The organism is Nostoc sp. EspVER01 (assembly GCF_034530635.1).
In the GTDB taxonomy this organism is placed as follows: Bacteria; Cyanobacteriota; Cyanobacteriia; order Cyanobacteriales; family Nostocaceae; genus Nostoc.
Map to the genome: position 1 here is coordinate 138,046 of NZ_JAVRCS010000015.1, position 14,948 is coordinate 152,993.

A 14,948-nucleotide genomic window follows, 5' to 3' on the forward strand; every position below is an offset into this window, starting at 1 on the left:
CTTTTTAAGGGGGATTTAGGGGGATCTCCAAGGGTTAGATGTATACAAAAAAACTTTTCAGACATCCTCTAAAAATTAAAAAATAATTGCTATGGAAAGTTCCATTAAGATAAATATAAAGCAGATTTAAGCACAGTTATTTATCTTAAACTTCTTGAGTCGTAATAATCCCCTTTTGCTCATAAATTGGACGCATTATTTTCCTTAAAGCAGGTAACTGTCTGCTAAAAATAATTGACCCTAAAATACAAGCTATTCCATCAATAATTAAAGTGTTGGGAGCGCCAATACGACTTGCTAGGAAACCTCCTAATAAATTACCTACTGGAATCATTCCCAAGAATGACATTGTGTATAAGCTCATCAATCGCCCGCGTTTATCGTCTTCAACAATGGTTTGTAAAAATGTGTTGCTAGCAGCAATCTGGAGAATTGTTCCTAAGCCAACAAATAACATTGTAAATAAAGAGAGTGGTAAAAATCTAGATAAAGAAAAGGCAATTAAACCAGTTCCTAAAATTGCTGGAGCTAGAGCAATCAATTTCCCAATTCCTAAGATTGTTTGGCGCGTAGCTAGATAAATACCACCAGTTAAGGCTCCAACTCCAGATGCCGCCATCAAAAAACCCAAACTTTCTGCACCACCTTTGAGAACTTGTTCGGCAATAACTGGGACAAGAATAGTGTTTTGCAGTCCCATCAGGCTGACTAAGGCTGATAGCAACAAGACGGATCGAATGGGTGGGAAGCTAAAGGCATATACAAATCCCTCTTTGACTTTTTGTAAGGGATTACCGGCAGTTACCGAATTTTTCCAAGGTTTAACTTTCATTGCCAATAAAGCGGCGATTACAGCAATGTAGCTCAAACCATCAATTAAAAAACAATAGCCAGTTCCAACCCTAGCAATTAATAAACCCCCGATCGCAGGGCCAATTAATCTAGCACCGTTGAACATCGTGGAATTAATAGCGATCGCATTGGCTAAATCTTCTCTGCGTTCAACTAATTCTGGCACAAAAGCTTGACGGGCTGGCGCATCTAAGGCGTTAATAAATCCTTGAAACAAACTCAAGGCGATGATGTGCCATACCTCAATCACTCCAGTTAACGCCAGCGCTGCTAATGTTAACGATTGAATCATCGCCAAGACTTGCGTACCAATTAAGGTACGATACCGAGAAAAGCGATCTACAAATACTCCGCCAAAGGGAGCTAAAAAAAAGTTAGGAATTTGACTAGAAAATCCCACAACTCCCAGCATTAATGGGGATTTTGTCAAGTCATAAACTAGCCAAATTGTGGCAAGTTGCGTCATCCACGTCCCAATTAGGGAAATACCTTGCCCAGCAAAAAACAGCTGGTAGTTTCTTGACCTTAATGCAGGTAGTAGCGATTTTTTCATGTCAGGCTTGCTTTATACCAATCTGCTTTCATAGATATCATCTCACCTCATCTTTATATCCCTCTCCGTAGATGTAGAAACATATCACAGTTAGAAAGAGGTTTTTCATCTGTTTTGCAGGCAATTTGGTATTAATGATGTCCGAGCAATTAACCATAAAACTTGGAACCCCACCTCGCCAAAGCTGTGCTTTTAGCTCCCCTCCCCGCAAGCGGAGAGGGGGTGGGGTTGGGGTTCTTTTCTTATGGGTAATTTGAGGGACATGATATTACTTGACTTCCACCGCAACTTCCGCAGACATCCCCGGAGTAATCCGCGATTCGTATCCTTGAATGCTCTTTTGGTCGAAAACTATTTTAACGGGAATGCGTTGGACGACTTTAGTAAAGTTACCTGTAGCATTATCTGGTGGCAATAAGGCAAACTGAGCGCCAGAAGCTGGCGAAATACTGTCAACACGACCGATAAAGGTATGATGAGGGAAACTATCTAGCTTGATTTCTACTGGCTCTCCTGGCCGCATCTTTTCTAGTTGAGTTTCTTTGAAATTGGCAACTACCCAATAGTTGTTATCCACGATCGCCATTAATGGTGTTCCTACTGCGACGCGGTTGCCAACTTCCACATTTTTCCTACCTACCCGTCCAGCACTGGGGGCGGTAACATTGGCATAAGATAGTTGCAATTGTGCATCTTTGAGCGATGCTTCTGATTGCGCGATCGCTGCTTTTGCTGCTTCATATTGACTACGCTTAACTGTGGTATCTTGTCCCCCGGCGGTCGCTTGTTGCAATCCTCCCTTAGATGCTGCTAATTTAGCTTGGGCGTTAGTGACATTTTCTTGCGCCTGTGCTAACTGAGACTGGGCTTGGGCAACACCAACTTTGGCGGAGGCTAACTTGGCTTTGGCTTGTTCTACTCCCTGAATCGCGGCGTTTTTCTGTGCCGTAGCCACATCATAAGCAGCTTTGGCTGTATCTAGTTGCTGACGAGGAATCGCACCTGTTTTATACAATTCGTTGTAACGATTGTAATCTGCTTGAGCTTTTGACAAATTGGCGTTTGTTTGCGCTACCTGTGCAAGAGATGTAGGAATCCCAGCTTGAGCTTCTTGTACTGCTGCTTGTGCTGCTGGTATCCCCGCTTGGGCTTCTTGTACTGCTGCTTGGGCTGTAGAAATTGCTGCTACTGCACTACTGACATCTCCTTGCGCTTGAGTTGTCTTACCAGTGGTGGTTTGTGAACTCAAAGCAATATTTGCTTGAGCCGCTTGCGCTTGACTACGAGCATTTTCGAGGGCTGCTTGTGCTTGTTGCACCTTACTTTCATAGTCCCGTGGATCTAACTTCACCAACAATTGTCCCGGTTGTACCAGTTGGTTGTCATTCACCAGCACTTCACTTACTGTTCCGGGAATGCGACTACTAACTTGGTGAATATTTCCCGCAACGGTGGCGTTGTCTGTTTCCTGGTGGGTAGAGGCGTATTGCCAGTAGTGAAAACCAAAAGTACCTGCGGCGATCGCACCCACACCTAATCCTGCCAAAATTAAACCAGTCGGTCTTTTGCGTTTCGGTGGAACTTCTTTCTCGATTTCAGGTGCTTCTGTGGTAACAGTTTCTAAACTCTCTAAATCGGGAACCACTTCTTTTTCTAAAATTGGGGTTTTGTGTCCGTTGCGTCCGTTAAAAGTATTAGCACCCATGATTCTTAACTCTCTTGCTCGTTCAATAACTTGATTAATAGTCGTTTATTTAGAATGCGTAATATTGTTTGAAAAAAATCCTTATTTCCTTAGTATGCGTAATATTATCTCAAAACAAATTTTTACAGAGCTTCCCCCGGTCGGGTGATTATGGGATTATCTTTAGGAAAGGTTAGCGATCGCTCGATTCAAGATTTGGGAAAACAGTTCTCGATCGGCAAAGGAAATACCATGCATTGCCTCATCACGCACGGCTGCGGCGATTGGTGGTAAAACCGCTTCTAGTTCCTTACCTGCATCCGTGAGCCAGATTCGCCAGATGCGGCGATCTTGAGTGTCGCGTTCTCGACGCACTAAACCGCGTTCTTCCATCCGATCTAGTACGCCTGTTAAAGTCCCTCCCACTTGTTTGAGTTTGTCCCCAATACTAGAAGTAGGTAAACCATCTTCTTGCCAAAGACAGCACAACACTAACCAATGAAATGGCGTCAATCCAAAAGGTTCTAGCCTCTCAGTAAATTTGCGACTCAACAGTTGTGAGACTAATTTGATTCTGTAGCCCAAATTGTATGGTGCCAGATTTTGCTGCCACGAATCTAAGGTTGGGGAGTGATTAGATGTAGAAACCATTTAGCAAAATACTTAGTATGCGTAATATTATCATAGCTAAATTGAGCTTTTTTAGCAATAGTTACTTTACATCTATCTTAGGGAAGAACTTGAATCAACTGATGCTCTTTGACTGTCCCGATAATACGGTGAGGTCGAGATAATTTAGAAGACTGGTTAGCATAGATCCAAGCATAGCTCAAAGCTGGTACTTGCGAAATAGAGACTACTGGTTGAGGCCGAGTAGGAAGATAAAAATTAAGCAATACTTTGGTTTTAGCATCTATTTCCACATAGTACGTAGGATGAGATTGGAGAATTGAAGCGATCGCACTTTGTTGTAAAAAAGTTTTTAACCCAGAGTTATAGTCACTTAACATACCGATGCTACCCATCGCCGCCAAAGCCAACCAACAGGGAATTAACCAACCTGCAATCCAATAAGGCGCTGTGAGAAACTTTTTGTCAAAGTGGTAACGAGCAATCCACACCACAGGTAAAATTAACCAACCCAAGCCCATAGCCAAGCCAATAGTTGCATACTTGCGGATGTCAGAACTACCCCAACTAAAGATGCCAATACTCGCCATAACAAGTAAAACACCTAATCCACCCAAGCCATAACTGAGGTTTCGTGGAAGATTATTTCTTGCAAAAAGGTTCAATATCTTTTTTTTACTTTTTTGAAGAGGGAAGTGTGGAGGAATTCCTGTCTGGTAAATATTGCCTAACCAGTTTAAACCTACAGATGCAAACAAAGCGATGAACGGATAAAGGCAAAGACTATAGTGAGATAAACGAGTGCTAAAAACACTAATTTCTCCAAATAAAACAAGTGGAAAGCCAACTAATATTAACTGGTAACGAGGAATGGGACGACGAATAGTTAAAAATAAACCTAAAAGTCCGAAAACAGCCCAAGGAAATGCTTTTACAGGAATATTCCAGACATAGAATAGTAGCCCATTAGACTCCCGCTCTTCAGAACCTAGTTGTACAACAAACTTGAGTAACTCTTCAAAACTATTATTTCCGTAGTGCAGTGAGCTTAACCACAGCCAAACACAGGTTGGTATTAAACTTACGAAAAAACCTAAATATAAAATTGGGTTAGTAAGATGACGATGACGGCGATGTTCCCAAATTAAATAAGGTAATAAAGCTATAATTGGCAAAAAAATCATAAAGCTTCTAACTAAGAAGCCTAAACCTAAACTTAAACCAGCTAGAAAACTCCACCAGTAGCGATATTTGGGATGCAATTCCGTTTTGATTAAAGACAAAATAGCTAAAAGCACCAAGAGAACCATCGGTACATCAGGTGTACTTAAGCGAGAGTATTGCAGCCAGAGAAATTCCACACTTAAAATTGCAGCAGCTAGCCAACCTAATTTTTTGCCTAGCATAATTTTGCCAATTTCATACACAAGCCACAAGCTAAAAATGCCAGCAATCATACTAGGAAGACGCGCACTAGTATCACTGATACCAAACAGCGTGTAGAAACTGGCAATTAACCAATAAGGGCCAGGAGTTTTATGATGTGCTGTTTCCCAAGGAGCTATCCAATTACCAGAATCAAACATCAGACGGGCACGTGATGCGTAAAGCCCTTCATCATGTGCCATCAGGCTATTATGTCCAGAAGTAAATAGTAATAAGGGCAGTATCCAAACTAACAAACTAAAATATGGTAATGATGCGACTAGGCGGATTTGTCGCCAAATATGCTGTAAGAAGTGTAGTTTATATAACATGAAATTGATAAAAATTGAATACTGCTATTTAGGTATCCTGCTGTTATTAAAATATGTTACATAGTGTTTGTGAAAAAATATCTGAAATTGCCGCAAATTTCGGAAACAGTACTCCAAAACAGAGATTTATGCAGTTAAGACCGAATCAGCGCCTGAAATTAGATGACACAGACGATAAACTGTTTTACGCCTATCCTCGCTTCGTCACCCATGTTGATGAAGGATTTATTCAACAGCTAACGGATTTATACCGCGATCGCCTCAAACCCATACTTCGGCTACGCTCAGTACAAGACACCCGCATTTTTGATATGATGAGCAGTTGGGTGTCTCATCTACCAGAAGAAATGCAGTTTGACCATGTGGAAGGACACGGACTCAACGCTGAGGAATTAGCACGAAATCCCCGCTTAAATCATTACTTTGTGCAAAATCTTAACGAAAATCCGCAGTTACCTTTACCAGATGAAAATTTTGATGCTGTTCTCAATTGCGTATCTGTGCAATATATGCAATATCCAGAAGCAGTATTTTCTGAAATTTACCGCATCCTAAAACCTGGTGGTGTTGCAATTATCAGCTTTTCTAACCGGATGTTTTTTGAAAAGGCGATTCAAGCTTGGCGGGAGGCTTCAGAAGCACAGCGAGTAGAATTAGTCAAAGCTTATTTTGCGTCAGTTCCAGGATTTACAGCCGCAGAAGTTATAGCTCATAAATCAACATTACCGAATATCTTACAGTGGTTGGGTGCAGTTGGAGGAGATCCGTTTTATGCTGTCATAGCTTACCGTAGTTAAGTCAAATATTCACTAGTATAAGAGGGTTTGTAGTAAGCACTTTGGTGCTTAGAAAATAAGGACTTTAGTCCTTACTACGAACTTATTTACCTACTTAAAATTAAAATGCTTTTGTATATGCATAATTTCTGTAAATGAATTATTGGTTAATGAAATCAGAACCAGAAGCCTATAGCATTGTTGATCTTCAACAGCAGAAAGAGACTATCTGGGATGGCGTTCGCAATTATCAAGCTCGCAACTTTTTGCGCCAAATGGATGAAGGAGACTTAGCTTTTTTCTATCACTCCGGCACTAATCCTCCCGGTATTGCTGGGTTAATGCGTGTAGTGAAAAAAGATATTGCTGACCCGACCCAGTTTGAGCCAGAAAGTAAATACTACGACCCCAAGTCAAGTTATGAATCGCCTCGGTGGCAAACAGTTGTAGTGGAATTTGTTGAGACTTTTTCTAACCCTATCTTGTTATCAATACTCAAAGAGAAGTTTAGCGCCGAAGAGTTAATGTTGGTGAGACAAGGAAATCGATTATCAGTGATGCCCGTCCCTGAAGCAGTAGCTTTGAAGATTCTGGCGATGAAAAACTCCTAGTTAAAATAATTCGTAATTCGTAAAACATTTTAAGGAAGGTTGATTAACTGAACACAATGTGATTTAGTCTTGCCCGCTTACTTCACACCCATTGCACGGGATCTAATTGATAGTAACGTTGCAGTTGCTCATAAAGTGCCGGATGCTTGGACAACAATTGGCGCGGTTTTTCAAAGAATGTCTCAGTCGCTACGGCGAAAAATTCTGCTGGATTTGTTGCACCATAGCTATCCATTACCGTCTTTGCACCTTGTAGAACATCATTACAAAGTTGCTGATATTCTTCTGTCATCACCTTCGCCCAAATAGCATAGTCTGAGTTGTTTTGCAGTATCGGAACTCCTTCAGCTTTACCATCTTCTTGATCTAACTGATGGGCGAATTCATGAAGCACAACATTACGTCCATCTCTCCAGTTATTAATGTCTTGTTTTACCTGTTCCCAAGACACTACTACTTGGTCATTTGTCCACGATTCACCCAGTCTTGCCACACGCCTTTCCTCAACAACATATTTTCCGACGGAATTTGTTTCTTGAACAAAATAAGCGTTAGGATACACCAGAATTGAACGAAGTCTGGGGAAGTACTGTCCACGTTCATTTAATATAAGTAAACAAGCAACAGCAGCAAGAGTCAGTTTCATTTCCTCTGTCACCTGTAACCCTCTACAGCCAATAAATTGCTTTTCTGCTAAAAATACTTGAATATGTCCCTGAAGTCGTCTGAGTTCATCGGGAGAGAGACACAGATAAATAGGAAGATTATTTTCAATAATAGCATTCCACAGTGGAGGAAAAGAACGATGTTTGAGACGGTTTCTTCGCCTTTTTACTAGCATGGGATTGATTAAAATCCCTGTGAGAATTAGCCCAATGATGAGAAAGACAATTATTATTTTAATCATTGACTTTTGAGCATCTTACATATTTAATTCACTGGTAAGGGATTTCCAAGAAATAAACTATACAATCTTGTGGGGTGGGCAACATGAGCGCCCGTAATCAAGGGCTATCGTGTCGCCCACTCCACAATAAATAATTGGATATTTTTTTATTTGGAAGTCCCTAAGCAGAAAGTTTAGAATAATTGTTATTATTGTGGCTCACTAACTACCGCTATTGAATCAGAATTATGCAAGATTGAACCTTGCTGGAAAGGCTGTTTTGAAGTCCTTGCTCAACTTTGACAATCAGTTTATCAAAAGCTTCTTGATTTGCTGTTAGTTGTTCTTGAAGAACTTTCTCTAACTCAGGCTTTATTTGCTCACACATATCCTCAATTTTTTTGTCGCTCAAAAAATTAGAACGCATCCAACTAGGGACATCGACATTTGTCTTAATTACTTCTTGAACACTCTTACGATTTAGCTCCATTCCTGCTGCCATCAACGAAGCCCCATATACTAGTGCAATTGGCCAGGTTAAATGCCCAGTTAGGATGAGAGTGATGATGCTAGCCACTGCGCCTCCACCAATTACGACATTGACAATAAATGCTACTGTCTCAGCCAGAATAGCATCTCCAATTTGTAATTCTGGGTTAACAAAAGTTGGGTTAATACTATCCTCGAATCTTAAGCTGCTTCTAGGTATCTGAAACTTTCGACAGATTGGATCGGTTTGTGCGGCTAAATCTGGTTGGATTTTATTGCTAAACCAAGCAGCGCATTGATGATTAATTATCTGCACGGCGCGTTCGCTTTTGAGCCACTGTTCTGCCCGACCAATCAAAGCTGTTTCCAAATCGGCTAAAGTCCGTATTTTGTTTTTTTGCCAATCTTTTAAAGCTGGTTTAACTGCATTGACAATCAAGCCATCCGCCAAAGGCTTAGTTAGTGATTCGATTAACTCTGGAATATGCCTTTCAATCAAACCTTTCAGCTGGTTCGAGGTAAATAGTTTGTTCACTTCTTGCTTAAAAGCAGCAGCACGCAGATCCCATCTTCCTACTCTTGCTAAACCCATAGCAATGCAGCGTTCCGGTTCTGGATCGGGGCGAAGCAGCGTTTCTGGTTCGGGAAACATTTCCTGACAAAAAACGTGCGTGAACTTCATGCGAGATGCACCGCCAGTCATCAGCACAAGTTTCGGTACGATTCCAAGTTTTTCTAGCTTTTCTTTCGCCTCCTTTAAAGAGTTGCGAAATGATTTAATCCAACTATGATTTTCCAGTTCAGGTAAGGGTTGATTTAAAATTTCCTCCATCATCAATTTATTTACTTGGGGAATAAAATAAATCTGTTCGTTGATTGACTCGAACCCACGCGCAAAGGATTCAGGATCGCTGTATAACTGTTCATTAGAAAAGTAATCTTCTTTAGCTTTGCGGCAAGCAAGTTCACAACGAGCTTGGTGATGGGGATATTCCTGAAATACTTTTTCCAGTAATGTTTTTTGTTCGTGGTTGGCGAGAGTCCGGGCAAAAATAGCTTTGTCAATTAAGGATGCACCTAAAGTATTACTCCCGAAATCTATTGGGATTTCTTCTAAACTTTTAACCAGAGTAAAATCTGTGGTTGAAGAACCAATATCGACAATTAGCACCGATGCTAGAAGTTTGTCATACTCCAACTTCCCGGCTTCCTTGGCTTGCATGAAAGCAGCCCGCGATTCAGGCACAACATTGAGTTGGGGAATGCCAGCTTCTTGAAGTAGCTTTTGATATTCGGTGCGATCGCTAACTGTCCATCCTGAAGGGCAACCAATGTAAAAATAGCTACCTTCACCACCTGCAAGTTGTTTACTTTCTTGCAAAAGGCGGTAGTAGGTTGCCACAAAAGTGCTAATTGTTTCTCGATATTTGGGATCGTTGTTGGGTTTTTGTTTGAAAGAGATTGTCAGTTGGGTAACGCCAGCTTGAATTAATGCTTGTTCGCCGACAAGATAACCGAGTTTGGGATGCCAGCCAAGAGCTGTAATTTGGTTCTTCTTGTTATTAATCTCCAACATCTGGGGGGGTTCGATGCTTTCCACGATCGCTTTAGCTACAGCCGTTTCACCGTGTCCCAAATCAAAACCGATTGTTTCTAAAATTTCCATACCCTTATTGTCTATTATTCTCTAGCAGAGGAATATGCTGGTTCAATTACCCTACCGCGTCTAATCAAGCGATCGCCTTTTAACAAAGCCGGCGTTAGAGTCACGTGTTCTTTGGTATCGGGGTCAATACTTGGCTCAAAGTCAAAATATTCGCGATCGCTATTTGATCGGTAAATTTGAGCGTTAATTCCCTGAGACATTAAAATCTGTGGCAGAAGTTTCGCCAGTTCATGAGCCATTTGGGGTTTATCAAGTTTGGATGCGCCCATTAGTCTTTGGAGAAAATTCAATAACTCTGGCAATTCTTCTATTGCTAAATCGCCTTCATGTTTATTTGATTCTTCTACTCTAGCCACTGCTAGGTCGATAGTGTTGAGAGCATCGCCAAGGTAATCTAGAAATACTTTGCTATCAACCCGAAGAATCGGTTGAGGTAATTCCAATAGTCCTTCAGATATAGAATTATTTTGCTGATTCTTTAATTCAAGTTGAAGTACAATTTCTAATCCTATAAGTAAAGAGGTTAATAAGATAGCCATCCACGCACCTGGGGTAGTTTTAGTTAAGGAAAACAACGAACCTAAGATGCCTATATAAATTAGTCCCTTTAGCAGTTTCAGGATAAATCTGCTGCTAAACAACTTTGTCCCTGTATTAGTAATTTGCTTTTGTTCAGTTGGAGCAACTTGAAGATAGTTCGCTGCTGCCAGGGTGGCGATAGACTGCCGCAGCGTATCCAGGAAAAAGGAAGCCAGACGAACTTGAGCCAAATTAAGCTTTTCAATGTAAATTCTTTCGAGATTATCGAGTCGGTTTTGAACCAGTTTAACTATTTGCTCAATGCCGATTGTGTTATCAATATCTATCTGGAGTTGGTTGCGTTCTTCGCTAAAAAGTGAAGTGATTGTTTTCATTGCATTGACTAAGACTTTAACGTTATTAATTAAGAGTGAAATGAACACTAGTTTCTTCATTTCACCCTGTAATCAGATAATGACGAAATAATTCATAATTACTAATTATGAATTAGGTTGATTGCAAATTACCCCATCAAAAGGAGGAGCAGAATGTTTATCTGCGTCATTGCAGACTACGGTACAGGAGATCCGGCATTTACAGAAGTCACACAACGTCTGCTGATGACTTTTCCCCATGCCCAAATTCATTTGCTTTCGGTTCCAGCATTCAGTACCTTAGCAACGGGATTCTGGATTGCCCAACTAGGACTTAACCCTGGCCCTAGCGATCGCCTAATTTATCACAACTGTGCGCCTCGTCAGGATGATCCTGAAGCCCGTCGAGACAATGAAGGTGAAGGACTAACTTATGCCCTGTTATCTAATGGTGTAAAAGTAGTGGGTGTGAATGCAGGTTACACCCTCTCCTTTATCAAAGACCATACAAAGGAGTTGCGAGTGGTCAACGTTTCTCGTGGTGGATCGCAGTTTCGCTCACGGGATATATTTCCTCCGGCTGCGGCTGCGATTATGAATGAAGATTTTAGCCTTTTGGGAGATAGCCTCAAGAGTGAGCAAATCCCAGATGTTCCATCAGATCGTATTGCCTGGATTGATGGCTACGGCAACATTAAAACAACTATTGGGGCGCATACAGTTAACTTGGAGCCTCAAAGCAAGATCGCCATCAGAATTGGAGATGTGGTCAGTGATGCGGTGTATTCTGATGGCAGTTTCAAGGTATCTGAAGGAACTTTAGCCTTTGCTCCTGGTAGTTCCGGTTGGTCAAGAAGCGATTCAGGGGAACCATTACGCTTTTTAGAACTATTTTTGCGAGGAGGGAGTGCTTGGGAACGCTTTGGCCGTCCTCGTGTGAATCAGCAAGTAACTCAAATTGCCTGAAATCGGGTAATTGTCTGCAATACGCTATACGTAGCTTGCTTCCCAAGGGTACACCAACGTTATGACGTTATGACTTCTCTACGATAGGCTGCGCCAACGCTTAGAGCAAGTACTCAAGCGTCGGGAACCTCCGCAACGCACTGGCCCCCTACGTGTATTTTAAAATCAAATATTAGTCCTATATAATGGAGTATTTTGCGAGGCTGATAGGCTACAGTGCCACTATGCCAAAATTTAAACCAAAATCTCAGCAATCTAAAAAATCGAAAAAGCAGGCTAAAAAGGAAACTTCTACCCTTAGCCTCAAAGAACAGTTAGCCCAAAAGCGCAAATCTGCCCAAGTACGTAAAGAACTCACTAGCTTACTCACCACCGCCACTTTTGGCGGTGTCTTCGTTGGCATTCTACTATTTTTCGCAGTTGGAATTAAAGCAGCAGTCCCTGGCGTGTTAGGGATAATAATCATGTCCCTTTCCTACAAATATCCCCGCCAAGCCCTATATGCCTTCATTATTTACATACCTGTGGGAGGTACTGTCACCTACTACTTAGGCAATAGTCCCATACTCCAATTAGCTAAAGATGCCTTTTACGTTCCAGCCCTAATTGGACTTTGGCAAACTTGCCGTAAACAGGGGCTACCTATAATTATTCCCAAAGGTATTACAATCCCACTTTATATTGTTTTGGCTTGCAGTGTGCTAACACTGTTGTTTGTTAATGGTGGACAGCAATTTAACCCACAGAGTGTGGGACTATTAGAAAAAGCACCCCAAGAAATACCATTAGGTATGGGAATTCTGGGACTAAAAGTATTTCTAGGCTATGTCCCCCTGATTGGTTGTGCGTACTATCTAATTCGCGATAAGCGGGATTTTCTATTTTTATTGCGCCTCCAGATTGTCCTCACACTGATTTGCTGCGGACTGGGATTTATTCAATATTTTTTATTACTAACCGGTGTATGTCAAGGTACTAGAGGTCTTGAAGGAGATGCCTTATTTAGAGCAACACTCGAAGCCCGATGTTATTTTGGTGGAGCGCTAGTATATAGTCCAGAAGAAGGGATTATTCGCTTACCAGGGACATTTGTAGCTCCTTGGCAGTGGGCTTGGTTCTTAATTTCTAGCACCTTTTTTACCTTTGCCACCGGTTTCACCGATCCCTCGCCAATATGGCGGATCATCGGTTTAGGTTCTATAGTGGGAGTCTTTATCAATGCTGTCATCTCTGGACAGAGAATCGCTTTAGCTTTAGTACCAATCTGCTTCGGGATTTTGTTATTGCTTACCGGACAACTTGGCAACCTGAAACGATTTATTCCCATAGGCGTAGGACTTGCCTTCATTCTGGGAATTGCGATGGTGACTAACCCTGCTGTTGTACAAGAGAGAACCGAGAGTTTTGTCAGTCGTTGGAACGCTTCACCACCTCAAGATTTTATCATCCAGCAATTTGAAGAAAATTGGAAAAACGTAGACGGGCCATTAGGAAGCGGCTTAGGACGAGCAACCAACTCTGCCCGTGTGATGGGTCAAACTAAGCTTGTGGAAACCTACTACCCTAAAGTACTTTATGAAGTGGGAATTTTTGGATTACTAGCGTTTCTGAGTTTGGTAACAAGTTTAACAATTCTGGGCTTTAAAACCTATCGCTCTATAAAGAACCGTAATTTCCGTAGTTCCGGAGCAGCTTTGTGGGTGTTTATATTGTTTATTAGCACCAACACTTACTATTATCCTCTGGATGTGGATCCTGTTGCGGCCTATTATTGGTTTTTTGCGGGAGTTCTTTTTAAGTTACCAGAACTGGAGAAACAAGATAAGGAAGATGCTAACCCCGATCAAAAAAAGAAGAAAAAACGTCTAAAAACAATTTAAATGAAATAAAAATGACCAAAGATATGATTGAAGGTCAAAAATACTTCAGTATTTCAAACCTACCTTGAAATTCTCGCCATACACTTATTTTTCGATGATACTTATTGATGGGTAAGCAATTTCGTAGTCAGAGAGAGGAATGAAAGTGAGGTTTTCCAAAATCCGTGATCATACAGTATGTAAATTAAAGCAATAGCCGCTTACTGAATTTCATGAAAATTAATTTCTACAAGGCTATTATTATATAGGTAGTAAAATTACTTAATAAAAATTATGAATAATTGGCCATTAGTTACTGTAGTTATCCCGACCTACGGACGAGAGGAAGCGTTACGCGATAGCATTGTGGATGTCTTAAAACAGGACTATCCAAATTTTGAAGTTTTAGTTGTAGACCAAACCGCAAAACACCAACCAGAAATTCAAGCCTACCTAGAAGAGATGGCAAATGCAGGTAAAATTAAATGGTTGCGTCTAGATTGGGCAAGTTTGCCAGGGGCGCGGAATTATGCTGTCCGGCGGTCATCTGGTGAAATAATATTGTTTATTGATGATGATGTTCAGTTAACCCCTGGATTGTTAGCAGCCCATGCGAAAAATTATGTGCAAAACCCAGAGGTGGGGGCTGTTGCTGGTCGGGTCTTTGACAGAATGAAATTAGGTGATTCTGGAGGAGATTTACAGATTGAATATCTGCCTCCTGAAGCTATGGACCCAGGAATTGCTTGGTATCATATTGATTTGGTACATACCATCAAACCCCAACAAGTGCTGACAGCGAGGGGCTGTAATATGTCATTTCGCCGCGAAATCTTTACTAAGTATGGATTGAGGTTTGATGAGAGGTTTGGCGGGAGTGCAGTACGTGAAGAGTCAGATTTTTGTTTGCGGGTGAGACAGACGGGATATAAGATTTGGTACGACCCAGAGGCCCATTTGGTGCATTTAGGCGAAGAAACGGGGGGTTGTCATGATATTAGTATGCGATCGCTAAAATATCAACTCACCTTTTATCACAACCATTTCCTGCTAGGGCTGAAAAACCTGACTGTGACTCAAGCTTTGCGTTTATATGGTCGTTTATTTGACTGTCACGTTCTCGGACGCCCACCTTGTCACAAAAGCGGTTCCCCCATCAAAATTGCCACTCGCGGGATTTTCTACATTTTGGGTTTTTTCAAAGCTTTGGGTACTGTCATCCAATCACTATGGAACGATGGTCAAATTTACAGTCGATTGGATAAACAAGTTTGGGAGCATCCACTTTTGGCAGAAACACTCAAATAGCAAGTAAACCATTCAGAT

The 14,948-nt window shown here is 41.3% G+C and carries 12 protein-coding genes; 5 read left to right on the forward strand and 7 right to left on the reverse strand.

Annotated features, from left to right (window positions below; all coding sequences use genetic code 11):
• Nucleotides 1-145: 145 nt before the first annotated feature.
• From RMX69_RS15475 to RMX69_RS15490, 4 genes are all read right to left on the reverse strand, one after another.
• Nucleotides 146-1,405, reverse strand: a complete 1,260-nt coding sequence (locus tag RMX69_RS15475) for an MFS transporter (protein ID WP_289797254.1) — start codon at nt 1,403-1,405, stop codon at nt 146-148.
• Between the two features lie 268 nt (nt 1,406-1,673).
• A complete protein-coding gene (locus RMX69_RS15480; RefSeq protein ID WP_322637970.1) occupies nt 1,674-3,110 on the reverse strand; it encodes an HlyD family secretion protein in 1,437 nt (478 codons plus the stop codon).
• Nucleotides 3,111-3,272: 162 nt separating this feature from the next.
• Nucleotides 3,273-3,740 (reverse strand): MarR family winged helix-turn-helix transcriptional regulator, encoded by a 468-nt coding sequence (locus RMX69_RS15485; RefSeq protein WP_289797256.1) that lies wholly within the window; start codon nt 3,738-3,740, stop codon nt 3,273-3,275.
• A gap of 77 nt (nt 3,741-3,817) precedes the next feature.
• A complete protein-coding gene (locus tag RMX69_RS15490) occupies nt 3,818-5,476 on the reverse strand; it encodes a glycosyltransferase family 39 protein (protein WP_322637971.1) in 1,659 nt (552 codons plus the stop codon).
• 128 nt (nt 5,477-5,604) lie between these two features.
• Between RMX69_RS15490 and RMX69_RS15495 the strand changes: the two genes are divergently transcribed.
• Together RMX69_RS15495 and RMX69_RS15500 are read left to right on the forward strand one after the other, a co-directional pair.
• A complete protein-coding gene (locus tag RMX69_RS15495; RefSeq protein ID WP_289797258.1) occupies nt 5,605-6,273 on the forward strand; it encodes a methyltransferase domain-containing protein in 669 nt (222 codons plus the stop codon).
• Between the two features lie 134 nt (nt 6,274-6,407).
• Nucleotides 6,408-6,863 carry an EVE domain-containing protein gene (locus tag RMX69_RS15500; RefSeq protein WP_289797259.1) on the forward strand — a complete coding sequence of 152 codons (456 nt, stop codon included), beginning with the start codon at nt 6,408-6,410 and terminating at the stop codon, nt 6,861-6,863.
• An 82-nt stretch (nt 6,864-6,945) separates the two neighbouring features.
• Here RMX69_RS15500 and RMX69_RS15505 read toward each other — a convergent pair whose 3' ends face one another.
• The 3 genes from RMX69_RS15505 to RMX69_RS15515 form a co-directional block, all read right to left on the reverse strand.
• Nucleotides 6,946-7,770, reverse strand: a complete 825-nt coding sequence (locus RMX69_RS15505) for a zinc-dependent peptidase (RefSeq protein WP_289797260.1) — start codon at nt 7,768-7,770, stop codon at nt 6,946-6,948.
• A 211-nt stretch (nt 7,771-7,981) separates the two neighbouring features.
• On the reverse strand, nt 7,982-9,904 hold the full coding sequence (locus RMX69_RS15510; protein WP_322637972.1) for an Hsp70 family protein: 1,923 nt from the start codon (nt 9,902-9,904) through the stop codon (nt 7,982-7,984).
• 14 nt (nt 9,905-9,918) lie between these two features.
• Nucleotides 9,919-10,818, reverse strand: a complete 900-nt coding sequence (locus tag RMX69_RS15515) for a hypothetical protein (protein ID WP_322637973.1) — start codon at nt 10,816-10,818, stop codon at nt 9,919-9,921.
• A 153-nt stretch (nt 10,819-10,971) separates the two neighbouring features.
• On the opposite strand from RMX69_RS15515, the gene RMX69_RS15520 reads away from it, so the two are divergent.
• The 3 genes from RMX69_RS15520 (at nt 10,972) to hpsN (ending at nt 14,930) form a co-directional block, all read left to right on the forward strand.
• Nucleotides 10,972-11,763 (forward strand): SAM hydrolase/SAM-dependent halogenase family protein, encoded by a 792-nt coding sequence (locus RMX69_RS15520; protein ID WP_289797263.1) that lies wholly within the window; start codon nt 10,972-10,974, stop codon nt 11,761-11,763.
• A gap of 224 nt (nt 11,764-11,987) precedes the next feature.
• Nucleotides 11,988-13,643 (forward strand): hormogonium polysaccharide biosynthesis protein HpsL, encoded by a 1,656-nt coding sequence (gene hpsL / locus RMX69_RS15525; protein WP_289797264.1) that lies wholly within the window; start codon nt 11,988-11,990, stop codon nt 13,641-13,643.
• A 273-nt stretch (nt 13,644-13,916) separates the two neighbouring features.
• Nucleotides 13,917-14,930, forward strand: a complete 1,014-nt coding sequence (gene hpsN, locus RMX69_RS15530; RefSeq protein WP_322637974.1) for a hormogonium polysaccharide biosynthesis glycosyltransferase HpsN — start codon at nt 13,917-13,919, stop codon at nt 14,928-14,930.
• Nucleotides 14,931-14,948 lie beyond the last annotated feature (18 nt).